This window comes from Hymenobacter arizonensis, assembly GCF_900115775.1.
Lineage (GTDB): Bacteria > Bacteroidota > Bacteroidia > Cytophagales > Hymenobacteraceae > Hymenobacter > Hymenobacter arizonensis.
In genome coordinates, this window is sequence record NZ_FOXS01000001.1 from 985523 (window position 1) to 1011118 (window position 25596).

Annotated in this window: 23 protein-coding genes; 10 read left to right on the forward strand and 13 right to left on the reverse strand. The window is 57.4% G+C overall.

Features of this window, described 5'->3' with window-relative positions; genetic code table 11:
- Positions 1-4: 4 nt before the first annotated feature.
- A complete protein-coding gene (locus BMZ66_RS25480) occupies positions 5-178 on the reverse strand; it encodes a DUF6728 family protein (RefSeq protein ID WP_177204587.1) in 174 nt (57 codons plus the stop codon).
- A 227-nt stretch (positions 179-405) separates the two neighbouring features.
- Positions 406-1134, reverse strand: coding sequence for a phytanoyl-CoA dioxygenase family protein (locus BMZ66_RS04145; RefSeq protein ID WP_092669244.1), 729 nt, complete (start codon positions 1132-1134; stop codon positions 406-408).
- 257 nt (positions 1135-1391) lie between these two features.
- On the opposite strand from BMZ66_RS04145, the gene BMZ66_RS04150 reads away from it, so the two are divergent.
- Entirely contained in the window at positions 1392-1862 is a 471-nt protein-coding gene (locus tag BMZ66_RS04150; RefSeq protein ID WP_092669249.1) for a nuclear transport factor 2 family protein, read from the forward strand.
- A gap of 81 nt (positions 1863-1943) precedes the next feature.
- On the opposite strand, the gene BMZ66_RS04155 is transcribed toward BMZ66_RS04150, so the two are convergent.
- The 4 genes from BMZ66_RS04155 to ispG form a co-directional block, all read right to left on the reverse strand.
- On the reverse strand, positions 1944-2990 hold the full coding sequence (locus tag BMZ66_RS04155) for an aldo/keto reductase (protein WP_092669251.1): 1047 nt from the start codon (positions 2988-2990) through the stop codon (positions 1944-1946).
- 221 nt (positions 2991-3211) lie between these two features.
- Positions 3212-4144, reverse strand: coding sequence for a helix-turn-helix domain-containing protein (locus BMZ66_RS04160; protein WP_177204588.1), 933 nt, complete (start codon positions 4142-4144; stop codon positions 3212-3214).
- Between the two features lie 77 nt (positions 4145-4221).
- A complete protein-coding gene (locus BMZ66_RS04165) occupies positions 4222-5220 on the reverse strand; it encodes an aldo/keto reductase (RefSeq protein WP_092669254.1) in 999 nt (332 codons plus the stop codon).
- A 253-nt stretch (positions 5221-5473) separates the two neighbouring features.
- Positions 5474-7462, reverse strand: a complete 1989-nt coding sequence (gene ispG, locus BMZ66_RS04170) for a (E)-4-hydroxy-3-methylbut-2-enyl-diphosphate synthase (protein WP_092669256.1) — start codon at positions 7460-7462, stop codon at positions 5474-5476.
- A 213-nt stretch (positions 7463-7675) separates the two neighbouring features.
- On the opposite strand from ispG, the gene BMZ66_RS04175 reads away from it, so the two are divergent.
- On the forward strand, positions 7676-8152 hold the full coding sequence (locus tag BMZ66_RS04175; RefSeq protein ID WP_234794967.1) for a TlpA family protein disulfide reductase: 477 nt from the start codon (positions 7676-7678) through the stop codon (positions 8150-8152).
- A 31-nt stretch (positions 8153-8183) separates the two neighbouring features.
- Positions 8184-8792, forward strand: a complete 609-nt coding sequence (locus tag BMZ66_RS04180) for a thioredoxin family protein (RefSeq protein ID WP_092669258.1) — start codon at positions 8184-8186, stop codon at positions 8790-8792.
- Positions 8793-8864: 72 nt separating this feature from the next.
- Here the strand turns inward: BMZ66_RS04180 and BMZ66_RS04185 are convergent, their stop codons facing one another.
- From BMZ66_RS04185 to BMZ66_RS04195, 3 genes are all read right to left on the reverse strand, one after another.
- Positions 8865-9839 (reverse strand): NAD(P)H-quinone oxidoreductase, encoded by a 975-nt coding sequence (locus BMZ66_RS04185; protein ID WP_092669259.1) that lies wholly within the window; start codon positions 9837-9839, stop codon positions 8865-8867.
- A gap of 101 nt (positions 9840-9940) precedes the next feature.
- Positions 9941-10492, reverse strand: a complete 552-nt coding sequence (locus BMZ66_RS04190) for a PAS domain-containing protein (protein WP_143080047.1) — start codon at positions 10490-10492, stop codon at positions 9941-9943.
- Between the two features lie 33 nt (positions 10493-10525).
- Positions 10526-10891, reverse strand: a complete 366-nt coding sequence (locus BMZ66_RS04195) for a hypothetical protein (protein WP_092669262.1) — start codon at positions 10889-10891, stop codon at positions 10526-10528.
- A gap of 145 nt (positions 10892-11036) precedes the next feature.
- Between BMZ66_RS04195 and BMZ66_RS04200 the strand changes: the two genes are divergently transcribed.
- The gene (locus BMZ66_RS04200) at positions 11037-11633 is read left to right on the forward strand and encodes a hypothetical protein (protein ID WP_092669264.1); all 597 of its coding nucleotides are present in this window, start codon (positions 11037-11039) and stop codon (positions 11631-11633) included.
- A gap of 156 nt (positions 11634-11789) precedes the next feature.
- Here BMZ66_RS04200 and BMZ66_RS04205 read toward each other — a convergent pair whose 3' ends face one another.
- Positions 11790-13979: a glutamine synthetase III family protein gene (locus BMZ66_RS04205; RefSeq protein WP_092669266.1), complete on the reverse strand. Its 2190-nt coding sequence runs from the start codon at positions 13977-13979 to the stop codon at positions 11790-11792.
- A 246-nt stretch (positions 13980-14225) separates the two neighbouring features.
- On the opposite strand from BMZ66_RS04205, the gene BMZ66_RS04210 reads away from it, so the two are divergent.
- A complete protein-coding gene (locus tag BMZ66_RS04210; RefSeq protein WP_143080048.1) occupies positions 14226-16088 on the forward strand; it encodes an LTA synthase family protein in 1863 nt (620 codons plus the stop codon).
- A gap of 124 nt (positions 16089-16212) precedes the next feature.
- Positions 16213-17547, forward strand: coding sequence for a tRNA (N(6)-L-threonylcarbamoyladenosine(37)-C(2))-methylthiotransferase MtaB (mtaB, locus tag BMZ66_RS04215; protein WP_092669272.1), 1335 nt, complete (start codon positions 16213-16215; stop codon positions 17545-17547).
- Here mtaB and BMZ66_RS04220 read toward each other — a convergent pair.
- Both BMZ66_RS04220 and BMZ66_RS04225 read right to left on the reverse strand, forming a co-directional pair.
- A complete protein-coding gene (locus BMZ66_RS04220) occupies positions 17544-18104 on the reverse strand; it encodes a hypothetical protein (protein WP_143080049.1) in 561 nt (186 codons plus the stop codon). The genes mtaB and BMZ66_RS04220 overlap by 4 nt on opposite strands.
- Before the next feature lie 397 nt (positions 18105-18501).
- The gene (locus BMZ66_RS04225; RefSeq protein ID WP_092669274.1) at positions 18502-19740 is read right to left on the reverse strand and encodes an ABC transporter permease; all 1239 of its coding nucleotides are present in this window, start codon (positions 19738-19740) and stop codon (positions 18502-18504) included.
- 159 nt (positions 19741-19899) lie between these two features.
- Between BMZ66_RS04225 and BMZ66_RS04230 the strand changes: the two genes are divergently transcribed.
- The 4 genes from BMZ66_RS04230 to BMZ66_RS04245 all read left to right on the forward strand — a co-directional run bounded on the left by BMZ66_RS04230 (position 19900) and on the right by BMZ66_RS04245 (position 25259).
- The gene (locus tag BMZ66_RS04230) at positions 19900-21201 is read left to right on the forward strand and encodes an asparagine synthetase B (protein WP_234794968.1); all 1302 of its coding nucleotides are present in this window, start codon (positions 19900-19902) and stop codon (positions 21199-21201) included.
- Positions 21202-21399: 198 nt separating this feature from the next.
- Positions 21400-22230 carry an SRPBCC family protein gene (locus tag BMZ66_RS04235; protein WP_143080050.1) on the forward strand — a complete coding sequence of 277 codons (831 nt, stop codon included), beginning with the start codon at positions 21400-21402 and terminating at the stop codon, positions 22228-22230.
- A 421-nt stretch (positions 22231-22651) separates the two neighbouring features.
- On the forward strand, positions 22652-23215 hold the full coding sequence (locus tag BMZ66_RS04240) for a phosphatase PAP2 family protein (RefSeq protein WP_214606947.1): 564 nt from the start codon (positions 22652-22654) through the stop codon (positions 23213-23215).
- A 190-nt stretch (positions 23216-23405) separates the two neighbouring features.
- On the forward strand, positions 23406-25259 hold the full coding sequence (locus BMZ66_RS04245; RefSeq protein ID WP_092669278.1) for a glycoside hydrolase family 2 protein: 1854 nt from the start codon (positions 23406-23408) through the stop codon (positions 25257-25259).
- Between the two features lie 28 nt (positions 25260-25287).
- Here BMZ66_RS04245 and BMZ66_RS04250 read toward each other — a convergent pair whose 3' ends face one another.
- Positions 25288-25584, reverse strand: coding sequence for a hypothetical protein (locus tag BMZ66_RS04250; RefSeq protein ID WP_092669279.1), 297 nt, complete (start codon positions 25582-25584; stop codon positions 25288-25290).
- Positions 25585-25596: the final 12 nt, after the last annotated feature.

Sequence of the window (25596 nt, forward strand, 5' to 3'; positions counted from 1 at the left end):
GCAATTAGAATACGTAACGTACCAACATTACCATCAAGCACACCAGGAACATCGCCAAGCTAAGCTTATTGATGAAGTGCATGGTCTTCATGTTGAAGTTGGTCTTGCGGTTAGGGTCCTTGCCGCGGAAGTAATAACCGAGGACCGGACCGAAGTTAAAAAGGTTTTTACCGTTCATGGCGGGTGGTGTTTTGGTTCAGTAAAGTAACAAAGTGCAGGCTAGAATGATTTGCTTTTGCCAAGAATTTTCGCATTCATTTTCACTGAAATGCATCTGCAAAATCATTATTCAACTTCTTGATTTTAAGCTCATCTGGCCTGTAAGTCAAGTTCAATTCAACCTTGTAACACGCATGATGAAAAGCCGGAAAAAGACCTCAGCAGCTTGGCTTTTCAGCGCTTCTCCTACATCACCCGTCGCTCTCTCCATTGTATTTCCTCGGGCAGCTCTACCGATGCAAATTCCAGGTGCACCACGCGCCGGGGCCGGTGGCTGGTGCTTCGATTTGAAGCGTGCAGCAGCAGTGGCCGCATGAGCATGGCCCCGCCAGCCGGCACTGCACAGGCTACCGCCGTGGGTGTTAGCCCAGGCAAGGCGGCTGGCAGCAACACTCCGTGCTGGTGGGAGCCAGCCACAACTTTAAGGGCCCCGTTGCTGGCGTCACAATCGTCGAGGTGAATCCGGATGGTGCACACATTCTGGAGCACTGCCACGGGCGGCTGCACCGATACCCCTTCCGGCTTGCTGGTCCAGGGGCCAAATCCCTGGGCATCGGCCCGCCGGTCCACGTTTATCATGAGGTCCTGGTGCCAGGCCACCAGCCAGTTCGACAGCGCCGGCTTATCGAAGTAGATGGACTTGACGAGGTGGCAGCCATCTGGAAAAAGCTGCCCTAGCAGCGTTCGGAGGGCTGCCGTATCGAGTAGCGGCCACAAGTCCGGCACCTCGCCCACCACGTTCCGAATGGCAAACAACTCCTGGCTGCGCCGAAAATTAGGCCCACTGCCCGACGCAGTTTCGATACAGCGAAGCAAGGCCGCCACTTCAGTTGGCTCATAGAGGCCGGCCACGATGGCAAAGCCATCGGCCTCAAGCTGGCTCACTAGTTCGGGTTGGGTAGTGCTTACTTTCATGAGCCGGCAAAGCTAAGAGCTTGTTTGAAATTCGCTTAGTTCACAAATAGCACGTCATGCTGAGCTTATCGAAGCATCTCTACCGCTTCGTTGAATTACGCTAACGAAGCGGTAGAGATGTTTCGGCTGCGCGGACGCCAGATAAGCATGGCGTTTTTCCGAATTTCCAAATATGCAGCACTAAGGCGAGCAGCCATTCCAGCGCCGGCGCAACTTTTGGCCCAGGCTATTGCCCTTAGCCCATACCATTCACTGTTATGATAAAAACCATTACTCCACTGCTTTGCTGCCTGCTGATTGGCGCCAGCCTCGCCGCCCACGCGCAAAGCGCTTCCCCTGAAACCGCCGAGGTTCAGAAAACCATCAATGCTTTCTTCGATGGCATGCGCCGCGGCGACAGCACCATGGTGCGCCGTACCTTGGCACCGGCCGCGGTATTTCACTCCATCGGCAGCAAAGCCGGCCAAGCTCCTGCCCTCCAAATTGAGAACATCAATGGTTTCCTAAAAGCGGTGGGCACGCCTCACCCCAAAGTGTGGGACGAGCGCATCACCTTCGACAAAGTCTTGATTGACGCCTACCTGGCCAGCGTCTGGACGCCCTACGAGTTCTACAATGGCGACACCTTCAGTCACTGCGGCTACAACTCGTTTCAACTGGTGAAGCTGGCCGATGGCTGGAAAATTGCGCACATCATCGACACGCGCCGCAAGGAGAAGTGTAAGTGATGCTTCTCCGGATGAGGTTCAAATTTCAGCTTCGAATATGAAGGAAGCAGCGCGCCGGTTTTGCTTGTGATAATGGCTTTGCTAACGCCAGCCCAGCACGCTTGCGCCACCAAAAACAGGCCCTTTCATCAGGCTCCAAAGCCGGTCTTGGAATGGGTCTTCGATGCTGGCATCGTCCAGCGTTCGGAGTTGCTCGGCGCTAAGCTGCACATCAAGCGAGCCGAGGTTGTCGTGCAGTTGCTCGAGCTGGCTGGCTCCCACAATAGGCGAAGTGATGCTAGGCTGCGCCGACACCCAGGCCAGGGCCACTTGCGCCAGCGGCCGCCCCAGCTGTGCCGCCACCACGCGCAGGGCGTCCAGAATCTGCCAGTTTTTCTCAGTGAATTTCCGGTTGCCAAACGGATTGGGGCCCGTAAGCCGGCCCGCACCGCTGGCCGCGCCTTCCCCTGCTCTCTCGTATTTTCCAGCCAGAAAACCCGCCGCCAGGGGGCTCCAAGGCGTAATTCCCAGCCCCAAATCCTGGGCAGCGGGCACGTATTCGCTTTCGATACGGCGCGCCACCAGCGAGTATTCGAGCTGCATGGCAATAGGGCCGGGTACGGCGTGGGCCTGGGCCAGGGCGGCGGCTTTGGTCACGTACCAGGCCGGCATGTCGGAGAAGCCGAAGTAACGGATTTTGCCCGCCCGCACGAGGTCGCCGAGCGTTTGCAGGACCTCTTCCACGGGGGTCACCGTATCCCAAACGTGCAGCCAATACAGGTCGATGTAGTCCGTTTTGAGCCGGCGCAACGAGCCTTCCAGCGCCTGATATATGTGCTTGCGCCCGTTGCCTCCAGCGTGGGGGCTGCCCGGCTGGGCACAAAAGCCAAACTTGGTGGCCAGCACCAGGGTATCGCGCAGGCGCTGCTCGGCCATGTAGTGCCCGACCAACTCTTCACTACGCCCGCCCGCATACACATCGGCCGTGTCAATGAAGTTGCCGCCTGCCTCCACATAAGCATTGAAAATGGCTTTCGACACTGTATCGGGCGAGCCCCAACGCGGCGTGCCAAACGTCATGGTGCCCAGGCTGAGCGGACTGACAATGAGACCGGAGCGGCCCAGGGTGCGGTATGATGTAAGGTTCATAAGAAGGGGTTAGTAAAGCTGAAAGGCTGGAATGAAATGCGGAGGCAGTAGCAACTCACGCGACGGGACCACTTGGTCCAATCCCTCGGGTTGCCTGCAGCATGTGTTGGTACAGGTGGCATCTTAAGTCGCGCACAGCGGCGAACACTGAGGATTGCCACAGCGGTAGAGCTGACACTCCTGGTCACACCATAGGTCTTCCAAACTGCTGTAAATGCCACTCAATGGGCTGAAAATCGGAATGCAGCCGGGCTCAGGCCGGTCTTGCTTTTGAAAAGACGGCTGAAATATTGCGGGTACTCAAACCCGAGTTGAAAGGCCGTTTCGTTGATAGCAAGCGAGGTACTGAGCAGCAAATGCTTGGCTTTCTCAATAAGGGCGTGATGGATGTGCTGCTGGCTGGTTTGGCCGGTAAGGCTGCGCAGCATGTCGCTGAGGTAGGCGGGCGACACGTGCAAGGCATCGGCGAAGTACTGCACTGTGGGCAGGGGTAGTTGCCCTTCCTGGGCAAAATAGCCCCGTAGTATTAATTCAAAACGGGCCAGCAGGTCGTGCTCGGCCACGCGCCGGGTAAGGAACTGGCGGTGATAGAAACGGTTGGCGTAGTTGAGCAGCACCTCCAGCTGCGAAACCAGCACGTCTTGGCTGAAGGCGTCGATGGGCCGCTCAGCCTCGGTGCGCAGGCCGTGAAGCAAGGCGTCGAGCAGGCTTTCCTCCTGGGCCGAGAGGTGCAGGGCTTCGTGCACTTCGTAGGCGAAGAAACCGTAGTTGGCTATTTTTTTACCCAACGGGTAGCGAAGCAGCAGGTCGGGGTGAAACACCAGCATCCAGCCACTAACCTGCGAGGTGTCCAGCGAGGCATCGACTTGAAACACCTGGCCAGGAGCCGAAAAGCCCAACACGCCCTCGCGGAAGTCGTAGGACTGGTGCCCGTAGTAGAGCGGGCCGTTGAGGTTGCGCTTGAGAAAAATGGTGTAGAGCTGGGGCACCACCGGGTCCAGCAGTTCCGGCAAATCCTTGCCCTGTGCTTGCTCACGGGCCTTGGTCAGGTCGATGAGCGTGAGCAGCGGGTGAGTAGGCGCGGGCAGGCCATAGAACCGGGTATAGTCGGTTACGGTTGGTAGCACGCGAAAATCTTTGGCAGGGTGCTTCATAGGGAAACCGATTGACGAAGAAGGCGTGCGGCAGCCAGCCGGCATTTAGGCCGGCATTAAGGCCGACCTTGCCAGTTTTACATACCGACCGGATAGGCGGCACCCGCCACGCTGCCCACAGGCAAAATAGCTTCTAATTCAGCCAACTCGGCTGGGGTTAGCGTCAGGCTGGCAGCGGCTACATTGGCCTCAAGATAATTGCGGCGCTTGGTGCCAGGGATTGCCACCACGCCCTGGGCCAATACCCAGGCCAAGGCCAACTGCGCGGCAGTCACGCCCTTGGCCTCGGCCAAAATCCTTAGCTGCTCTACCAGCTCCAGATTTTTGTAGAAGTTTTCGCCTTGGTAGCGGGGGAACATACGCCGCGAATCGGTGGATTCGAAGTCATCGGGTGACTTAATCTCGCCCGACAAAAAGCCTCGCCCAAGGGGCGAATAGCCCACAAAGCCAATGCCCAACTCGCGGGTGGCGGCCAGCACCCCGTTTTCCTCCACGCCCCGGTCGAAGAGGGAATATTCGGTTTGTAAAGCCGTGATGGGGTGCACCGCGTGGGCCCGACGCAGGATGTCCACCGGCACCTCGCTCAGGCCTAGATAGCGCACTTTGCCTTCTTCCACCAGCCGACTCATGGCGCCCACTGTGTCCTCAATCGGGGTGCTAGGGTCGAGGCGGTGCAGGTAGTAGAGGTCAACATAGTCGGTGCCGAGGTTGCGCAATGAGCGTTCGATGGCTTTGCGCACGTACTCAGGACGGCCGTTGTAAGCGTAGTTCCAAGTGGGCGCTTCGGAGTCGTCCAGTTCGAAGCCGAACTTGGTGGCGATGGTAAATTGATTGCGCTTGCCAGCAATGGCCCGGCCTACCAGTTGCTCATTATGCAGAGGGCCATACACGTCGGCCGTATCGAGCAGGGTCACGCCCAGTTCCAGGGCGCGATGGATGGTGGCAATGCTTTCGGTGTCGTCGGTGGCTCCGTAAATGGTGCCGCCGGTGAAGCCCGACATGCCCATGCACCCTAGGCCCTCGGCCGATACTTCCAGGCCTTGGCTACCCAGGGCTATTCGTTTAATAGTACTCATTGTGTGGTGTGATTAGCAAATGGTATGTGCTTTTGAACACCACAAAGCTCCGGCAACACGTCAGGCGTGGACCTATACAAAACCCGGCTTTTCGAACACAAAACCGGGCCCGCCTTAAGTAGGCGGGCCCGGTTTTGTTTCCATACGAATTAACGGTGAGCTTACTCCAGCCTAAACCGCCCCGTCAAAATTGAGAAGCGCATTAACTGCAGAGCCCTCTCATTCCCAACCGCAACCAACATCCAGTTTGGGCCTACACCCCCACCGGCTCTTCCATAACTTCCTTCTCAATCCAGCGACCATCCTCCCGCATCAGCTCAATCAACTCATCCACGGCAGCTTCTTCGGGCACAGCTTTCTTGATGACTTCCTGCCCGCGATAAAGGGCAATTTTGCCCTTGCCCACGCCCACGTAGCCGTAATCGGCATCGGCCATTTCGCCTGGGCCGTTCACAATGCAGCCCATAATGCCAATTTTCACCCCTTTGAGGTGGTCCGTGCGCTTGCGAATCATAGCCGTGGTTTCCTGCAAGTCGAACAGCGTCCGGCCGCAGCTGGGGCAGCTGATGTATTCGGTTTTGCTCATGCGCGTGCGGGCCGCCTGCAAGATGCCGAATGACAGCTGATTGAGGCCATCGAGGGTGGTCAGCCACTCTTCTTTGCTGCGCTCGGGCAGCAGCTCAGTGCTGAGCACGATGCCGTCGCCCAGGCCGTCGAGCAAGAGCCCGCCGCCATCGGTGGCGGCGTAAAGCTGAGTTTCCTCGGGAGTAAGGTCCGGGTACTGACGGTTGATAACCACGGGACAGGTCACGCCAGCACTCATCAATTCGAAGAAGGCTCGCCGGATTTCCGGCATGGCGTGCTCATTATCAGAGTAGAGAATGACGACGACCGTGCTGTCGGCGCGCAGCTTATCGAGGACGGGGCCCGTGAGCGAAGCCAGGTTCTGAAAAACGAAATTCAGCTCCGGATGGCGCACGGCCGTCACGGCGTACTCAGCCGGCGTGAATACAGGAAAGTGCTCCTCGCGGTGCCCGGCATCGCGCCAGGCGGTGTAATCCACCAATTCCTTCAGGCCATTGGGCAGCATGAACGGTGCGGGCCGCTGGCCAGTATAGATGTAATCGGCACCTAGGTCCGACATCTGGAATTTGTCGAGAAAGGGCGAGTACAGCTGCCCGGCCGCCCGCAAGTCGGCATACTCCAGGTTGGGCAGGCGCGACAGGTCTGTGATGACGCGGGGTACGTTCTGCCCGCCTAGGTTGGCCACCTCGCGGGTCACGCGACGGATGTACTGGAACGGATTGATTGGCATTTCGCCCACCAGCGGCGCAATCGGCTGGGCCAGCTCGGCGCGGTTGGTATAGCGGTCAATCAGCATTCTAGCCACGGGCGCTTCAGCTTCGGGCGCCTCCGTGAGGCTCACGCGCACGGTATCGCCCAGGCCGTCTTCCAGCAGCGTGCCGATACCCACCGCCGACTTAATGCGGCCGTCTTCGGCTTCGCCGGCTTCGGTCACGCCCAGGTGCAGCGGGTAAGGCTGCAGGCCTTCTTCGTCCAGCTTTTGCACCAGCATGCGGTAGGCCTGCACCATCACTTGGGTGTTGCTGGCCTTCATGCTCAGCACCACGTCGTAGTAGTTTTCCTCCTCACACAGCCGCAGGAATTCCAGCGCCGACTCCACCATGCCCAATGGAGTGTCACCATACCGGCTCAAAATACGGTCCGATAACGAACCATGGTTTGTGCCGATGCGCATGGCCGTGCCGTACTGCTTGCAAATTTTCACCAGCGGCCGAAACCGCTCCCGAATGCGCTCCACCTCGGCCGCATACGTGCTGTCGGTGTATTCAATTTCTTCGAACTTCTTTTTATCTGCGTAGTTGCCGGGGTTCACCCGCACCTTCTCCACAATGCGGGCGGCCAGTTCGGCAGCGTTGGGAGTGAAGTGAATGTCGGCAATAACCGGCACGTTGCAGCCGCGCTTGCGCAGCTCTTTCTTGATTTCCAAAAGGTTTTGGGCCTCCTTCATGCTGGGCGCCGTGATGCGCACGTACTCACAGCCAGCCGCTACCATGCGCAGCGTCTGCTCTACCGAGCCCATGGTGTCCATGGTGTCGACGGTGGTCATGCTCTGCACCCGGATAGGGTTGTTTCCACCCAGCGCCACTTCGCCAATGTTCACCACTCGAGCTACGCGGCGCTTGTATTCGGTCAGGCTGGGGCAATACGTCTTATTCATAAACCAAAAACTATGGTCGAGGGGTGAAAGTTGCCCCGTAGCACAAAGGTAAAGCGCTTCCGGGTGGGCCCTCACCTATTTGCCCCGCAACTTCTTCGCGGCCTGGCTGTCTTTCATCGCAGCGGGCAGGTTAGCTTGCACTACTGGCGCTGTTTGCCACGTTATGGTCCCGCGCCCGCTTTCCAACAGGCCCAATCGTCGCTTATGATATCCGTGAAAACCGTTTTGCTTGGCTGTGGCCTTTTGCTAGCCACTCCCGGCTTTGGCCAGCAAGTAGCAGTCATCAAGTTTCCCGAGCTGCAGCAGCGCCTCGCCCGGGCCACTGATACCACTTACGTTATCAATTTCTGGGCTACCTGGTGCGGGCCCTGCGTGAAGGAGCTGCCCAACTTCGAGCAAGTCCGCTCCGCGAACGCCAACAAAAAAGTAAAAGTGTTGCTGGTCAGCCTGGACTACGCCTCCCAACTGGACAAAAAAGTAAAGCCTTTTGTGAAGCAGCGGGGCTTAAAATCCGAAGTAGTGCTTCTCAACGAGCCAGACCCCAATTCCTGGCTTGAAAAAGTTGACCCCAAATGGTCGGGCTCGCTGCCTTTCACTTTGATTCTCAATAACAAAACCAAAAAACGAGCTACATTCGAGCAAGAGCTCAGCAAAGCCGAGCTCACCGCCGCCCTCCAAAAATTTCTGTAAATCAATCCTGTAATCTTTAACTCCTTACCCCATGAAAAAGGCCCTTCCGCTCCTGACCCTCTGCTTTGCCCTGCTGCTGAGCAGCTTCATGTTTCGCCCCCTGGCCGATGGATATCAGGTAGGTGATAAAGCTGCTGACTTTAAGCTCAAAAACATCGACGGCAAGATGGTTTCCCTGGCCGACAACAAGGAGGCGAAGGGCTACATCGTGGTGTTTACTTGCAACACCTGCCCCTACGCCAAAGCCTACGAGAACCGGATTATCCAGCTCAACCAAAAGTATGCCCCGCAGGGCTACCCCGTAGTGGCCATCAATCCGAACGACCCCGCCGTAGCGCCCGGCGACTCCTTCGAAGCCATGAAGACCAAAAAATACGCTTTCCCTTACCTGATTGACGAAACGCAGCAGGTAGCCAAAGCCTACGGGGCTACCCGCACCCCCCATCTGTATGTACTCAAGCGTCAGGGCGACGACTTTGTGGTGTCGTACATCGGCGCCATCGATGACAACTCCGAAGATGCTAAGATGGTGAAGACAAAATACGTAGAGAATGCCATGACCGAAATCATGGCCGGCAAGCCCGCCTCTACCAATTCTACCAAAGCCATCGGCTGCACCATTAAATGGAAGCGGGCCTAAGTAGCGAATAGCAACTTGCCTCAAAAGAAAGGTCCCGCTGCCAATGGCAGCGGGACCTTTCTTTTGCGTGATTCATTCGGCCACTCTCAGCACAATTTTGCCGACGTGGGCGCTGCTTTCCATCAGCTGGTGCGCGGCCATTGCCTCGGCCAACGGAAACGTCGTGTAAATGACAGGCCAAAATTTGTTCGCGGTCAGCAGTGGCCACACGTGCTTTTCGACTTCGGCAGCCAATGCGGCTTTAAAATCGTCGGAACGGGGCCGCAGGGTGCTCCCGGTGATGTGAAGTCGGCGACGCATCACCTCAAGGGCATTGAATTCGGCTGCGGCTCCCTGCATGGCATTGATGAAAACGAGCCGCCCATCGTCTTTCAGCAAACGCAGATTCTTGGCCGTGTACTCCCCGCCTACCATGTCGAGTACTACGTCCACGCCCTCCGCTCGCAAAACATCTTCAAAGTCCTCAGTTTTGTAGTTTATGGCCCAGTCGGCACCCAGCTGCCGGCAGGCCTCGCACTTGGCATCATCGCCGGCCGTAACGGCCACCCGGCAGCCCAGACTTTTGGCCAATTGAATAGCCGTGGTGCCGATGCCGCTGCTGCCACCGTGCACCAGCAACGTTTCACCGGCTTGTAGCGCTCCCCGCTGAAACACATTGTGCCACACGGTAAACACCGTTTCGGGCAGCGCCGCGGCTTCCACCATTTTCACGCCCCTCGGCACGGGAAGGCAGTGTCGCGCATCCACCACGGCATATTCGGCGTAGCCACCCGCGGGCAGCAGAGCACACACGGCATCGCCGGGTTTCCAACGAGCTGCGTCAGCACCACAAGCTTCCACTATGCCGGCCAGCTCCAGGCCAGGCACCAAGCCCGTCACGTCGCCACTGGCGGCATATTTGCCTTGTCTCATCAGCACGTCGGGGCGGTTTATTCCCGCGGCGTGCACTTTTATAAGAACTTGGTGAGGAGCGCAACTTGGTTTTGGCTGCTGGCGCAGCTGCAATACCTCGGGGCCGCCAGGCTGTTGGATGATGATGGCGTTCATGAATAAAATGGCATTGGGTACCTACCCTGTGCTACTGATGAAGTAGCCTAAACGAAAAACGGCTCCGAAGAGCCGCTTTATTCATCTTATTAAGAGTCGTTCTAGGCCTGGTTTTCCTGCAAGCGCCGCTTTAGGTCCAGTATCTCACGCTCCAAATCGAGCGTGCGGAACATTACCTTGGCTTCCAAATCGGAGTAAGCCACCTCGAGTTGCTCGCGCATCTGGCGCTGCTCCTGAATGTCGGTACACGTGCCGAACCAGGCCACAATCTGGCCATCCTCGTCACGGCGCGGCAGGGCCTGACCCAAAAACCAGCGGTAAGAGCCGTCTTTGGCTTTAAAGCGGTATTCGATGCTGTAGTCTACGCCAGTGGCCAGCGAATGGCCCCACACTTGGCGGGCGCGCGCCTGGTCGTCGGGGTGCAGGAGGTTATTCCACATGTCCGGCCCCACGCTGTCGGCTAGGTTGTAGCCCGTAAAATCAATCCAGCGCTGGTTGAAGTAAGTGTGGAAACCGGCTGGGTCGGTAATCCAAACCAGCTGCGGAATCACATCGGCCAGAAACATAAACTGCTCGGGCCCAACATGGCCGTTTTGATAAGCGGCTGGCAGAGCCGACGCAGGCAGCGCCGTGTTAGAAGGCAAAATACTCACGAACAAAAGTGCTTAAAAGTCGTCTGGGAGAAATTAACTGCGGTCGAGCTGCATTTCCATGCCCGATGCGAAGTACAGATTTAGCTCGCTGCGCAGGCCATCGGCCGAGCGGCGCAGCCGCGTCACCAGGGCACGGGTGGCTTCGTTGGGCAGCTCGAAGCTGAGGTAAGGGCGGTTCATGAGCTCATCGCGCATCACGGCCCACTTGCCGGTGTGGTTGGGGCCAGCAGGGGCTACCTGTGTCTCCATTTGGCCCGGCGCAAGAACCAGGCGGGTGGCTAGCGCCATGGGGCTGCCGGGGTCGTTTCGATTCAATACGCGGGTGGCAACGTGCCACTCGCCACCGAAATAATCATCGGGCAGGTGTTGTAAATTTATATCCAGCAACAAATCAGACATATAAGAGACAAGCAGCAACGGCCCGGGTGCAAAAATAAGGCATTAAGCAATGCACACACCCAAGGCTAACCACTATAGTAAACTCTAATGGCCGCGGGCACGTTCCTTTGCCGTCACAAATGATGCCGTTTAAAGCCACTTCCACGTGAGAAAACCCCAATTTATTCCTGCTTTAGTTGGCGCCGCCCGCTTCACCGGCTTAGCGGCTTGGCAAACGGGCCGCCTGTTCAGGCAGCTGGCCGCCCGCGCCCTCGACAGCGTGCAGGACGTGTTGCGAGCCGAAGTGGAAAAAGGCAACCTCAAGCTGGTGGCCGACTTCCTGGCCGACAAAGCCCTGCCAGCCGCCCGCATCATCCTCGTCGAACGCATGACGGTGGCCCTACTGGTGCGCCTGGGGCTACGCGGCGCACTCGCCTCCAACGTAGTGGGCTGGGTAATGCCTTTCGTGGTGGAAAAGCTTATCATGGTGGGCAACCAAACGGGCCTGTTTGACAAGATAAAGGCCAACGCAACCGTGGGCGAAGCCCTTGCGAAACTAGACGAGCTACGCAGCGCCACCTGGAAAATACTGGTGCCCGACCCCGGTAGCAGCGTCGAAATCCTCGACGACGAGCAAGGCGTGACGCCCCGCCTACCACTGCTACTCGCAGCCCCCGCCGCCGAGACAGCTAAGCATAGCAAAGGGGCTAAAAAGCTTCAAAAAGAGGAAAGTACGGCAGGCCCATCGTCCGGCCCAGCATAAAGCCGGGGCCTGAATAGCCCGCTAACAAGGAAGCAAGTTTCCGCAAACGTTTGCGGTCGTTCTCCAAAAAAAGCCACCTCACCTGAGATGGCTCTTTCAAAACCGGGGCGCGGCGAGAATTCCCACCCAACACCGGACCCGATTCCGTCCCCTGATTTATCGGCTGAACAAAAGTTCGCGATATTTCACCAGGGGCCAGTCCTCGTCGGCCACCATGCGCTCGAGCTTGTCTACAGCGCGGCGAATGGGGTCGAATTTTGGTTTAATCTTTTCGCAGTACGTCACCGCTAACTCGCGGGCGTCTCCGATTTTATTGGCTTGCTTACGCGCCTCCGTCATCTCATCCACATTGGTTTTGATGGTGGCGACGTAACGCGAAATGTTCTTAATCATGTCAACCGTTACCTGGCTGTGCTCATCGTCGAGGCCCAACTCGCGCAGGCCGCGCACGTTGTTCACCAGCTTGGTCTGGTAGGCCAGCGCGGTTGGGATGACGTGGTTTACGGCCAAGTCGCCCAGCACGCGGCTTTCAATCTGAATTTTCTTCTGGTATTCTTCCAGCAATATTTCGTGGCGGGCGTGCAGCTCCACTTCCGAGAAAATGCCGTGGCGGGCAAAAAGCTCGGCGGCGTCTTCACGCACCAACGCGTCGAGGGCTTGGGGCGTGGTGGCGATGTTGCTGAGGCCACGGCGCTCAGCTTCCTGCTTCCACTCCTCGGAGTAGCCGTTGCCTTCAAAGCGGATGGCTTTGGAGCTAATGACGTACTCGCGCAGCACCTCCACAATGGCTACTTCCTTCTTCTTCCCTTGGTCGATGAGGGAATCAACTGCTTCCTTGAAGTCAATGAGCTGGTCGGCCACAATGGTGTTGAGCACCGTCATCGACGACGAGCAGTTGGCCGAAGAGCCTACGGCGCGGAATTCAAACTTGTTGCCGGTGAAGGCAAAAGGCGAAGTCCGGTTGCGGTCGGTATTGTCGAGCAGAATGGCTGGAATCTTGTCGATGCCGAGCTTGAGGTAGATGTTGTCGCCTTTGTCAAGCGGCAGCTTAGCAGTGCGCTCCAACTCGTCGAGCACGGAGTCAAGCATCGAGCCCACGAATACCGAAACGATGGCCGGAGGTGCTTCGTTGGCCCCCAGGCGGTGGTCGTTCGAAGCCGAGGCGATGCTGGCGCGCAGCAAGTCGGCGTAGCGGTGCACGGCCTGAATGGTGGTGATAAAGAAGGCCAGGAACTGCAGGTTCTCTTTGGGGCGACGGCCAGGAGCGAGCAGGTTGACACCGGTGTCGGTGCTCAATGCCCAGTTGTTGTGCTTGCCGCTGCCGTTCACGCCGGCATAAGGCTTCTCGTGCAGTAGCACCTTAAAGTTGTGGCGCTCAGCTACACGGTCCATCACGTCCATCAACAGCTGGTTGTGGTCGATGGCCAGGTTGGCATCTTCAAACGTGGGCGCGCACTCAAACTGGTTGGGGGCTACCTCGTTGTGGCGAGTGCGCAGCGGAATGCCGAGCATGTTGGCTTCTTCCTCGAACTCAAGCATAAACCCGTGCACACGGGCCGGAATCGAGCCGAAATAGTGGTCGTCGAGCTGCTGGCCTTTGGCCGGCGCGTGGCCAAACAACGTGCGGCCGGTCATTACTAGGTCCGGGCGCGCATCGTACAGCGCCTTATCAACCAGGAAATATTCCTGCTCGATGCCCAGGGTGGTGTTTACGCGGCTAACGTCTTTGTCGAAATATTGGCAAACATCCAAGGCGGCTCTTTCGAGCACGGCCAGCGACTTCAGCAACGGGGCTTTGTAGTCAAGCGCCTCGCCGGTGTAGGCCACAAAAATCGTCGGAATGCAAAGCGTTTTGGCACCTACTGTTTCGATGATGAAGGCAGGCGAAGTGGGGTCCCAGGCGGTGTAGCCGCGGGCCTCAAACGTGTTGCGGATGCCACCATTCGGAAACGAAGAGGCATCGGGCTCTTGCTGCACCAGCGCCGAGCCTTTGAAGTTTTCAATCGGACGTCCGTCCGAATTCAAGTCAAAGAACGAATCGTGCTTTTCAGCCGTCGAGCCGGTGAGCGGCTGAAACCAGTGCGTATAGTGCGTAGCACCTTTGGCCATGGCCCAGGTTTTCATAGCAGAGGCTACCGCATCGGCTACGTTGTGCTCCACGGTAGCGCCTTGCTTAATGGCCGACTGCAGTTTTTTGAAGTAGTCGCCAGGCATGGTCGCCCGCATGGCTTCCAGGTTGAACACGTTTTGTCCAAAGCTATCGGAACGACGCGCAGCAGCGGGAACTACTGTAATGGGAGTACGCTGATTGACGAGTTCTAATGCTTTGAAGCGGAGAATTGCCATGAGGGGGTAACCGAACGGGGTATAATCTAAACGACTGGGTTGCTTTTGTGATGGCAAAGATAAAACACGAATCAGTTTCTCGTCACCACTACCTCAAAAATAAAGGTGGTTTTATGTTTAAAGTTAACTTTTGAGCAATAGTGCCCTATAGTTGACCCCCTTTTTTAAAATTAGCAACACTTATGTGATAAACAAACTGTTTTCTCATTTTTCTGGTCACTTATGCAGGGCCTCTATCTTTGTAAGGTGAAAAACCGCTTCGCGTTTCAACCGCGCTACTTCCTTTTTTGGCTCCTGTTTTTTTTTCTGGGACGTGCTTTTTTTCTGGCGTATCACAATGGAGCAACAGCACAATTACCCGTCCGCACCGTTCTCGGCACGTTTGCCTACGGTCTGCGCCTCGACGCCTCCGTTGCGGCCTATGTGTGCCTGCTACCATTCGTAGCCTTTATAATAGGTAGCCTGTTGCCGCGCTTTCCACTGCGGGGCGTCATAAAGAGCTACTCAATAGTAGTAGGCATTCTTTTGACGCTATTAATAACCGTTGACCTGGAGTTGTACCGAACCTGGGGGTTCCGGCTCGACGACACGCCGCTGCAGTACCTAAACTCCCCCAAGGAAATGATGGCTTCGGCCGGCAGTGCGCCGCTGGCGCTGCTGGTGGGGCTTTTTGTGGGGCTGCTGGCCGCCAGCTGGGGTTTGTACAGGCTGGTGGTTGGCACGCTGCCTCCGCTGCCTGCGTGGTTTGGTCGCGGGCGTGCGGCCCTGGCGTCGGTGCTGTACGCGGCCCTTCTTATAATACCCTTGCGCGGGGGCACCCAACAGATTCCGGTTAACCAAAGCGACGTTTACTTTTCCCGCATTGCCTTTGCCAATCACTCGGCCCTAAATGCGCCCTGGAACTTAGTAAGCGCCCTTATCCTGCGCTCCGGCGAGCAGATGCCCCCCGCCTTCATGCCCGACAGCACGGCGCGGCGGCTGGTATCAGCTATTTACCCGCGGGCGGTAGCCGCCCCGGTTACGCCTGCCCCTACGGCCTCGGTGCTCACTACCTCCCGGCCCAATGTGTTGTTTATTATTCTCGAAAGCTTCACTTCCAAGCTGGTGGGCTGCGTGGGCGGAGAGCCCGGCGTTACCCCCAGCCTGGACAGCTTGGCGCGCACAGGCATCTTATTTACGAACATCTACGCGGCTGGCGACCGTAGCCAGAAAGGCTTGGTTTCGTTGCTCTCGGGCTACCCCAACCAGCCCACCACCAGTATCATCAAGTTTCCGAGAAAAAACGAGCACCTCCCCCACCTAAACCGCTCGCTGGCAACAGCGGGCTACAGCTCGCACTATTACTACGGGGGCGAGCTCGCCTTTGCCAACATGCGGGGCTACCTGCAAACGGCCGGTTATGAAAAAATCACCGAACGCACTGATTTCTCTTTGGCCGAGCAAAACTCAAAGTGGGGTGCTCACGATGGCACGCTCTTCGACCGCATCCTGGCCGATGCCCGGCAACAACCCCAACCGTTTTTCATTACGGCCTTCACGCTGAGTAGCCACGAGCCTTTCGAAGTGCCCATCAAAACCAAATTTCCGGGCAATTCCGAAGAGCAGCTGTTTCGCAATTCGGTTTACTACACAGACTTTGCCTTGGGGAAATTTCTGCAGGAAGCCAAAAAACAGCCGTGGTATGCCAATACGCTGCTGGTTTTGGTGGCCGACCATGGCCACCACCTGCCGGGCAACTCAGAAAATAGCAGTCCCGAGAAATTCCGCATTCCGCTTCTGCTGGCCGGAGGCGCGTTGCGGCCCGAGGCGCGGGGGCGCGTGGTGAGCACCATAGGCTCACAGACAGACGTAGCCGCCACGCTTTTGCAGCAACTGGGCTTGCCGGCCACCAGCTTCGTGTGGAGCCGCGACCTGCTGGCCGCCAATCCTATCTCCTTCGCCTATTATTGTTATAATAATGGTTTCGGCGCCGTGTCGCCCGCTGGCACCTTAACTTTCGACAATGTGAGCCGGCATGTGGTCGGGCGCGACGCAAACGTGACCAATGCCCAGCTTCAGTTGGGTCAAGCCATGCAGCAGATTACGCTGGATGATTTTTCGAAGAAGTAGAGAGTAATCGAAAGTTTTACCGCTTGAATGGTAAGCCTTACCTTAAGGGCTCTCTCCTACTCGGGCCCCGGCCCCACAAGTGGCTTTCTTTCGCCATCGGCTTCGTTCGTACCTTTGCGGGACTATGCCTACCCCCCAATCTGTTGCGTTTTATACCCTCGGCTGCAAGCTGAACTTCTCTGAAACTTCGGCCATTGGCCGCCAGTTCGAAGAGAAGGGCTTTCAGAAAATACCCTTCGAAGCCGGGGCCGATTTATACGTTATTAATACCTGCTCCGTCACCGACCACGCCGACCGCAAGTGCCGGAAAGTGGTGCAGCAGGCCTTGAAGCACAACCCCGAGGCTTTTGTAGCTATTGTGGGGTGCTACGCACAGCTCAAACCTCAGGAAATTGCTACGATACCGGGAGTGAGCGCAGTGCTTGGCGCGGCCGAGAAGTTTCAGCTGGTCGACATTCTGGCTGATTTCAAAAAGCCGGCGCCGGGCCAGCCCGGGCAGGTACACGCCTCTCCTATTTCGGAAGCCACCGAGTTTCATGCGGCTCATTCGTACGGCGACCGTACCCGCACATTCCTGAAAGTGCAGGACGGCTGCGACTACTCCTGTTCGTTCTGTACCATTCCGCTGGCGCGGGGCAGCAGCCGCTCAGGCAGCATAGCCAGCGTAGTAGAGCGCGTGGAAAAGCTAGCCGAAACCGGGGTGAAAGAAATAGTGCTGACCGGGGTCAACCTCGGCGACTTTGGCCTGCAGGGGCCCGAGCGCGAGCGTCGCGAAGATTTTACCCAGCTGGTGCGGGCGCTGGATGATGTCACGGGCATTCGCCGGTTCCGCATCAGCAGCTGCGAGCCCAACCTGCTCACCGACGATATTCTGGACACCGTGGCCGACTCGGCGCGCTTCATGCCGCACTTCCACATTCCGCTGCAAAGCGGCTCCGACAAAATACTGGGCCTGATGCGCCGGCGCTACCGCCGGGCCCTCTACGCCAGCCGGGTGGCCCGCATCAAGGAATTGATGCCGCACGCCTGCATTGGCGTCGATGTGATTGTTGGATTCCCCGGCGAAACCGACGCCGACTTCCTCGACACGTACAACTTCCTCAACGAGCTGCCCATCAGCTACCTCCACGTATTCCCCTACTCGGAACGCCCCGATACGCTGGCCCCCACCCTGCCCGGCCGGGTGCAGGACAGGGTGCGGCACGAACGCACCACGCAGCTGCGCAGTTTATCGGAAAAGAAAAAGCGCTTTTTTTACGAGCAGCACCTGGGCTTGGAAACCGACGTGCTGTTTGAAGATGATGTAACTGATGGCCGCATGGAGGGTTTTACGCCCAATTACATCCGGGTGGCCGCAAAATATGACCCGCTGTTGGTGGGCGAAATGAAAACCCTGCGCCTGACTGGCGTCAGCGCTTTGGGACTGATGGAAGCCGAAGAAATGGGCGTGCTGGCCTAAACCATGGCTTGCCGGGCCATGGCCAGCATCTCACGCAGCATTTGCTGCTGCTCGAGCAGGTGCTGATTGCGCATTTCGGAAAGGGCCAGTTGGTGCTGGAGGTGCTGGGCATGTAGCGCCGCAGCCACATACGTTTCGGGGCCTGGTGCTGGCACGGCCGCTACAGCTGCCTGAACGGGAGCTGCCGGGGCGCTTACCGGTAGTGCAGCCGCACTTGGGGCAGGTTCCGGAGCCACTGGTGCCGGGGCGGGAGTGACAATCTGCGGCTCAAAAGCTGGAGCGGACGTGGTAGTAGCGGCCGAGTAAGCTGCTGCCTCGGGCACGGCCACTGGCTTCGGAGCAGGTTCGGCAAACGGCGCCACTTCGGGGACAGTAGCCGTTGCCCGAGCAGGCTGCGCCGCTGCCGCGGCCAGCGCCAACGTGGCGGCAATTTCGGCTGGCTGCAGGCGAGTACCCGCTACGCCAGGACCGGACCGACGATGCGGTGGCACTTCGATTTCCTCCAAATCAATGGACTCAAGGGCTGGTTCCGGCGCGGGCAGAGCGACCTGAGACATATGCTTAACGACAGGCTCGCCGCTTACCAACATGGGACCACGGCCCAGCAGCAGCCAGTCCCTTGATACATTTGGGTAAATCTCAAAAACCTTACATAGAAGGTCGTAACCTGGCTTATTGCGGCCGTCAATAAGGTGTTGCACCACGCTTGCCGTTTTGCCCAACGACATGGCAAAGCTGTTTTTCGTTAAGCCAAACTGTTTAATAAGTTGAGCAAAGCGCTGGTCGATGGGAACGGGAACGGGGACAGCCATGGCGTTTGTACAAATGAGTACTTGTGCAAATGTATAAAAAATAGCCTTGCATCCTGCCTATCTACTCCACAAACGAAACGGGCCCCGGCGCTACTACCAAGTCTGATAGTTCGCGCCGGGGCCCGTTATAGAAGGGGTTTTGTTACTCGTACCGTAACGAATCAATTGGGTCCAACGCAGCAGCTTTGCTGGCGGGGTAATAGCCCGATGCCAGCCCTACTCCCACGCAGATAATTAGGCCTGCAATCATCCACACCCACGGCACCAAGAACGAGCCGGAGCCCACGAACTTGGCCACGCCGTTGCCGCCGAGCACACCGAGCACGATGCCCAACGTGCCACCCAACAAGCAGATTACGATGGCCTCGATGAGAAACTGCTGCCGAATCTGAACGGCCGTAGCCCCCAGTGCCTTACGGATACCAATTTCACGGGTGCGCTCCGTCACCGAAACCAGCATGATGTTCATGAGGGCGATGCTGGCGCCCAGCAGCGTGATAAACGCCATAATACTGCCGCCAACTTTCACCTTGCCCGAAATTGCGTCGAGGTCAGAAGCCAGCGACTCGCTGCTCTCCACCACGAAGCTGTCTTCCTGGCCCAGTTTGTCGTGTCGCACGGCCCGCATCACACCGGTGGCTTGGCCTATTAAGAAGTTGAGGGTGCCTTGCTCGTCGGTTGCGGTCTTGATGTCGTAGGTGAGGGCGCGCTGCCGGGGCATTTGGTTGCCGGTTTCGAGCGGCAGCAGAGCCAGGCGGTCGGCGCCGCCGCCACCCATGCTGCTCCCGCTTTTTTCGAGTAGGCCAATTATTTGGAAGCGCCGCCCTAAGGCCGACACGTATTGGCCAACCGGGCTTTGCTTGGGAAAAAGCTTCAGGCGAATCTCCTCGCCTACTATCATAACGTTGGCGCCGTTGGTGAGCTCGGCCTGCGAAAAACTGCGGCCGCTGGCCAGGTTGTACCCCTGAATCTTGAGGTAGTTTTCATCACCGGCCACCACCTGCATGTTGGGGTTGGTTTTGGTGCCGTTGGCTTTCATCTCCACGGCTCCCGCGATGAAGGCGGAAACGCCTACCTGAGCATCATCGCCCATGGCCTTTTTATATTGCTTAGCCTCCAGATAGTTAACGGGCGCGTACTGCTTGGCCTGCACGCCTCCGCGCCGCCCCCTGTTGCTGTAGCCCTTGGCGCGGATGTCGAAGGAGTTGGCCCCGAGGCTGGCAAAGGTCTCGGAAAGGGAGTTTTTCATGGCATCGATGCCGGTCAGAATGCCCACCAAGGCAAACAAGCCGATACTCAGGATAAGCGCCGTGAGGATGGTGCGCAGCAAATTGGCGCGAATGGAACGGAACGCTTCGCGGACGTTTTCGAAAGGGCTCATGGGTTGGAAAGTGGTGCGAAGCCATGGCTTCGCGGCGTTGAACGGCCGTTGAAGTGATAATTGGGGCCAAACGCGAAGCCAAAGCTTCGCGCCACCGGTTTCAAAGTTCGGCGACCGGGGCTTAACTTGAACCACCGGCGCCGCAACCCCGTTGGGTTTATGCGTTTCTTTCTCTCAAAAATCATGTTGCTCAAGCGTCTTCTCTTCTCTCTGCTAGTGGCCGTGACCGGGGTGGCGGCACCTTTGGCCGTCCGTGCCAACCACGTGTTCATCCCTATGGATAACACCCAAAAAGAGTGTTTAAAAGCTTACGGGGTTGCTTTTTGGTTGCTCCAGCGCGAAGTACCCGTCGACTGGCTGCTAAACTACCGGGGCGGTGCATTCGCGTTCGAGTCTACCGCCGGGGCCGAAAATGAGCTCGCCGTACGTGGGGTCACCTTTCAGGTAATCAGCGAGGCCCAGTATACCAGCATTCTTCAGGAAATAGCCGACCCCAACGCCAACATGGACGTGATGAAGCTGGAGAAAGTGCCCAAAATTGCGGTGTACACCCCCAAGGGCAAACAGCCCTGGGACGATGCCGTGACTATGGTGCTGGCCTACGCCGAAATTCCCTACACGCAGATTTATGACGACGAAGTGCTGGCCGGCCAGCTCCCCAAATACGACTGGCTGCACTTGCACCACGAAGATTTCACGGGCCAGTACGGCAAGTTTTATTCCTCTTACCGCAACTACCCCTGGTACCAGCAGCAGCAGCGCGATGCCGAAGCCACCGCGAAGCGCAACGGCTTTGCCAAGGTGAGCCAGATGAAAGGCTCCGTGACCGTGAAGATGCAGGAGTTCATTGCGGGCGGCGGCTTCATGTTTGCCATGTGCTCGGCTACCGACAGCTACGACATCGCCTTGGCCGGCTTGGGCGTCGACATGGTTGAAAGCATGTACGACGGCGACCCCGCCGACCCCGCGGCCCAATCCAAACTCAACTTCAACCGCAGCCTAGCCTTCGAAAACTTTCAACTGGTGCGCAACCCTTTTGAGTACGAATACTCAAACATCGATATGCAGCCCGGCGAGCGCGGCTTAGGGGAGCAAAACGACTACTTCTCGCTGTTCACCTTCTCCGCTAAGTACGACCCGGTTCCCACCATGCTGTGCCAAAACCACGAGAAAACCATCCACGGGTTTATGGGCCAAACCACGGCGTTTCGTAAGCGCCTCATCAAGTCCGATGTGGTGGTGATGGGCGACACCAAGCAAACAGGGGAGGCGCGCTACATTCACGGCACCCTCGGCAAGGGCACCTGGACTTTCTACGGCGGCCACGACCCCGAAGATTACCAGCATTTGGTTGGGGAAGACCCCACCGACTTGGCGCTCCACCCCAACTCCCCGGGCTACCGACTGATTTTGAACAACATTCTGTTTCCGGCAGCTAAGAAGAAGAAGCAGAAAACCTAAGGGTCCCGGCGGGTCTTACCTTAGCCGGCCTATTCTTAGCTCGCTCTTTTCGTGCCCACCAACTGGTTTACGACCCCTTCCCGCCTCCGCACTTTGCTTATTGGCCTAGTCGCGGGAGTGCTTTATGGCCTCTGCGCCATGGCTGTTGCAAGCAGTTCACATCGGGCAGTTTCAATTGCTTACATTTTTGTGCTTCCGGTGGTGCTTGGCGCTATTCCGGCGTTGTATTCCAGCCGCGAGCAGCTCAGCAACTACCTGTGGCACCTGGTGGCACCGTGGCTGATGACCTTTACCTTGTTCACCATAAGCTTCATTTCCGGCTTTGAGGGCCTGATATGCTTGGTTGTCATTTTTGGTCCATTTGTAATATTGGGTAGCCTGGGCGCGTTTTTCTCGCGCCGTGTCAGTCAGCGCGATGTTCCTAATAAGCCCCTCTACGTTTCGCTGATTTTCCTGCTACCGTTCATGGCCGGCTTGGTGGAGGAACAAGCTTCCGCCACCGACCAATTTTATACGGTGACTACAACGCAGGAAATTGTTGCTTCGCGCGCTGTGGTGTGGCAAAACATTCAGAGCGTGCGCCACATTCAGCCCCGCGAGATTAAACCCCATTTTGTGCATCTCATTGGCGTTCCCAGGCCCTTGGACGGCCGCTTGGATAGCGCCGGAGTGGGCGGCATCCGCCACATTCGCTGGGAGAAAGGCCTCTACTTTCAAGAACACATAACCGCCTGGAACCCCGGGCAAGGGTTTGCCTACGACATCAAAGTAAATCCGCACTCAATTCCCCCGCGCACCCTCGACGAACACGTACTCGTAGGCGGGCAGTATTTCGATGTGGTTCGGGGCAGCTACGGAATTCAGGAACTGGCCGCCGAGCGCAGCTTGGTCACCCTCACCTGCACCTATCGGGTCACTACCAACCTGAATGGCTACAGCAAACTGTGGGCTGATTTCATGCTTGACGACTTCAATAAAATGATTTTGGAAGTAATTCAATCTCGGTGCGAGCGCCTCGCACCACTGTAGGAATTTCCATTTAGTGAGCTAACGCAAAGCGGCCTCAACCCATGATTTGTGCTAATCATGGGTTGAGGCCGCTTTGCGTAGCAATATTATTTATTTTGCAATAATCACTCGTTAATGCTGAATTGTTTCCAACAAATGCATAACTTTCATGGCCGCAATCATGGCCTGGTTATAATTTATGCATATGCGCAACGTTTTATTCTTGTTAGTTTTTTGTTGTGTTTTCATCTCATTTGTACAACCAGCTAAGGCGCAGGTATATATACCACTCTCGACAGCCGATTCTTTAAAAATTATTGCCCATAAGCAGCATGTTCGGTCGGCGGCATTGCGGATAGTGGTACCATCGGTTGCGCTGGGCGTGGGCATTTTAGCCCACAGCCCCGTGTACAGCGCCAGTCTTTGCCAAGCCAAACAGGACATGCAGAGTAACACGCTAAAGCTATTCCCCAAATTTAACGCCAGGGGGCTGGATGACTATACCCGCCATGCCCCCCTCGCGGCTGCTTATGCCATGATGGCTACCGGCCACAAGGGCACGCGCACCGCGGCTGGCTTCACCATCATCTACTTGCTCGCCCATGAGCTGGACGGCACCGTGGTGAGCAATATGAAGCGCATTACGGCCGAAGCCCGGCCCAACAATGCCCGCGACCTGACTTCGTTCCCGTCGTCGCACACCTCCCAGGCATTTCTGACGGCCACGCTGCTGCATGAGCAGTACGGGCGCCAGTACCCGTGGCTAAGCGTGAGCGGCTACGCCGTGGCCGCCGCCACCGGCACCATGCGCGTGCTCGGCAATAAGCACTGGGCCACCGATGTGCTGGCCGGGGCGGCCGTTGGGTTTTTGTCGGCCGAAACGGTTTGGCACATCTACCCCGCCCTTACGAAACTAATGCCCCAGCGTGTAGCGCAAAAAATGCTGCTCGTGCCAACTTACGTGGCGGGGGGTGGCGCGGGGTTGGCCATGGCTTATCAACCCTAGCCGGCTCACCGGGATAATTAAGCAGCCGCGACGGAAAGGAGCGGCTGTTTTTTTTTGCGAAAGAGGGATTTAATCGGGGCACAATTTGGGCTTGCTGCATCATTCCAGGCCTTCTGACCGTTAGATACTTTCAAGCCGAGCTTTGAAACGTTCAAAGCAAATCTGCCTCTTTCACCCTCCCTCGCTCCGCATGGAAGACCTGCATTCATCCAACTACTCATCCACCGCTATTCTCACCGAAGAGGTCCAGACAGAAGAGCCTGTTGCTAACCCCCTGCCCCGAGCGGTGCTGCGCATGAACAACCACGTGCTGCTGGATGGCACCTGGCGTTTTGCCCACGACGATGCTGATGTAGGACTAAGTGAAGAATGGGCGATGGGCCACAATTACGAGCACACGGCCCAGTGGCCTGGCTCGGTGGAAGAGCACCTCGCCCAGGCCCGCGGCCAGCAAGGCACCGCCGCCTGGCACGACCAAGTAGTGGTGTGGTACGAGCGGGAATTCAACCTGCCCGAGTTGGATGAGCCCCAGGCCCGTTCCATGATGCAGCTCACGTTTGGGGCCTGTGGCTACGAAACCCGGGTGTGGCTGAATGGGCAGCAACTCAAAACCATTGAGGGCGAAGACGTGCATTTCGGCGAATACACCTCATTTACCTACGAGCTGGACGAAAGCAACCTGCACTTGGTAAACCGTCTCACCGTGCGCATTGCCGACACCATGGATGCCGAAACGCCCCGTGGCAAGCAGGAATCGCACGTGTACAAGCGCGGCGGCATTTGGTACCAAACCTACACCGGGGCCGTGCGCAGCGTGTGGCTGGAAGTGGTAGAGCGCAATCGCCTGCGCTCGCGTGTGGGCGTCGTCAGTATTGTAGAAGACCAGCTGGTGCGCTTCAATATGACGCTGCGCATTCACGACCCGGGCCACTACACTATTCGCCTGCAGGTATACGACCCGCAAACTCCTGACCGGACAGCTCCGCTGGCAACTTCTGACTTCCCGTTGTACCTGGAGCCCGGGCAATGGCAGCAGCGCTTGGTGCTGGAGGTACCCAGCGCCGAGCTGTGGTCGCCGGAAGCCCCGCACCGCTACCGGCTGGTTGCCCAGCTCATCGACAGCGACGGCTACGAAGCGCAGATTGAGACCCTATTTGGCCTGCGCAAGATTGAATCCCGTGGGCGCTACGTGTACCTGAACAACGAGGCGGTTTACCTCGACGGCATTCTGTACCAGCCCGGCCAGGCTACGTTTGAGGAGATGCAGCGCCACATGCACGCCATGAAGGCGCTGGGTTGCAACCTGGTGCGCGTGCACATTGCGGGGGTCGACCCGCGCATCTATAACCTGGCCGACGAGCTGGGCCTGCTGCTGTGGGTGGAAGTGCCCAGTCCGCACAGCTCCACGCCCCGCAGCCGCGAAAACCACCGCGCCGAGTTACTACGGCTCGTAACCCTGAGCGAAACCCACCCTTCCATTATCATCTGGAGCTTGTATAACGAAGACTGGGGCGCTCAGGACATTGCCACCAATCCGGAAACCCGGCAGTACATCATTGACATGTACCACTTTATGCAGATTTCGTATCCGCAATTTCTGGTGGTAGACAATGATGGCTGGCACCATATTTCCTCCCGGGGCCGGATGAAGTCGGACTTGCTAACGGCCCACCTCTACACGCCGGACCTCACCCGCTGGCAAGAGCTGCTCGACCGCCTGGTAGGCGGCGAAATGGACGGCACAGCCGCGTTTCCGCTCGTGGTAGGCGACCCGTTCTTCTACCGGCGCCAAGTGCCCCTGGTGGTTAGCGAATGGGGCGGCTTCGGCTTCCCCGATTACGGGGGACCGCAAGACGCAGAATCCCGCACGAACAGTATCCGCGCATTCAAGCAGGAACTGCGCAGCCGCCCCATTGCCGGCGATGTGTACACCCAGGCCACTAACATCGAAGACGAGCGCAACGGGCTAATCGACCCGCACACTGGCGAACTCAGCGTGCCGACCGGTTTATTAGCCTCGCGTCAGATGCAATACCTGAAATAATGCAACCTAGCTATAAAACCCTGCAGCCCTAGCGCTGGCGGGCCGATTGGGGGGCAGTTAGTGTGGCGGTGACGCACCACGCTGCCCCCATAGCTGTGTTATTAACCCGAAGCGGTGCAGCGGCTTTGGTGGGTACGGTGCTTGTTATAGAAGTCTGAGAAACGACCAGCTTGGCCATTTCCACGTGCTGGCGCGGAGCCGGAACTTTGGCCCCTACGGGCACCACAAGCTCGAATATGACTAATTGTTCCTCCTCCGCAAACATATCAATAAGACAGCTCAGTTCTTCGTGGCTTATGCTAGGATTTTTGTCAACGTGCTGCATATAAGGAAGGAG

Coding starts and splice junctions, on each gene's coding strand:
- BMZ66_RS04240 (WP_214606947.1), top strand. CDS start 22,652: ATGCAGAGTAACACGCTAAAGCTATTCCCCAAATTTAACGCCAGGGGG.
- BMZ66_RS04180 (WP_092669258.1), top strand. CDS start 8,184: ATGAAAAAGGCCCTTCCGCTCCTGACCCTCTGCTTTGCCCTGCTGCTG.
- BMZ66_RS04195 (WP_092669262.1), bottom strand. CDS start 10,891: ATGTCTGATTTGTTGCTGGATATAAATTTACAACACCTGCCCGATGAT.
- ispG (WP_092669256.1), bottom strand. CDS start 7,462: ATGAATAAGACGTATTGCCCCAGCCTGACCGAATACAAGCGCCGCGTA.
- BMZ66_RS04250 (WP_092669279.1), bottom strand. CDS start 25,584: ATGCAGCACGTTGACAAAAATCCTAGCATAAGCCACGAAGAACTGAGC.
- BMZ66_RS04205 (WP_092669266.1), bottom strand. CDS start 13,979: ATGGCAATTCTCCGCTTCAAAGCATTAGAACTCGTCAATCAGCGTACT.
- BMZ66_RS04220 (WP_143080049.1), bottom strand. CDS start 18,104: ATGTCTCAGGTCGCTCTGCCCGCGCCGGAACCAGCCCTTGAGTCCATT.
- BMZ66_RS04150 (WP_092669249.1), top strand. CDS start 1,392: ATGATAAAAACCATTACTCCACTGCTTTGCTGCCTGCTGATTGGCGCC.
- BMZ66_RS04160 (WP_177204588.1), bottom strand. CDS start 4,144: ATGAAGCACCCTGCCAAAGATTTTCGCGTGCTACCAACCGTAACCGAC.
- BMZ66_RS04245 (WP_092669278.1), top strand. CDS start 23,406: ATGGAAGACCTGCATTCATCCAACTACTCATCCACCGCTATTCTCACC.
- BMZ66_RS04155 (WP_092669251.1), bottom strand. CDS start 2,990: ATGAACCTTACATCATACCGCACCCTGGGCCGCTCCGGTCTCATTGTC.
- BMZ66_RS04230 (WP_234794968.1), top strand. CDS start 19,900: ATGCGTTTCTTTCTCTCAAAAATCATGTTGCTCAAGCGTCTTCTCTTC.
- BMZ66_RS25480 (WP_177204587.1), bottom strand. CDS start 178: ATGAACGGTAAAAACCTTTTTAACTTCGGTCCGGTCCTCGGTTATTAC.
- mtaB (WP_092669272.1), top strand. CDS start 16,213: ATGCCTACCCCCCAATCTGTTGCGTTTTATACCCTCGGCTGCAAGCTG.
- BMZ66_RS04165 (WP_092669254.1), bottom strand. CDS start 5,220: ATGAGTACTATTAAACGAATAGCCCTGGGTAGCCAAGGCCTGGAAGTA.
- BMZ66_RS04225 (WP_092669274.1), bottom strand. CDS start 19,740: ATGAGCCCTTTCGAAAACGTCCGCGAAGCGTTCCGTTCCATTCGCGCC.
- BMZ66_RS04185 (WP_092669259.1), bottom strand. CDS start 9,839: ATGAACGCCATCATCATCCAACAGCCTGGCGGCCCCGAGGTATTGCAG.
- BMZ66_RS04145 (WP_092669244.1), bottom strand. CDS start 1,134: ATGAAAGTAAGCACTACCCAACCCGAACTAGTGAGCCAGCTTGAGGCC.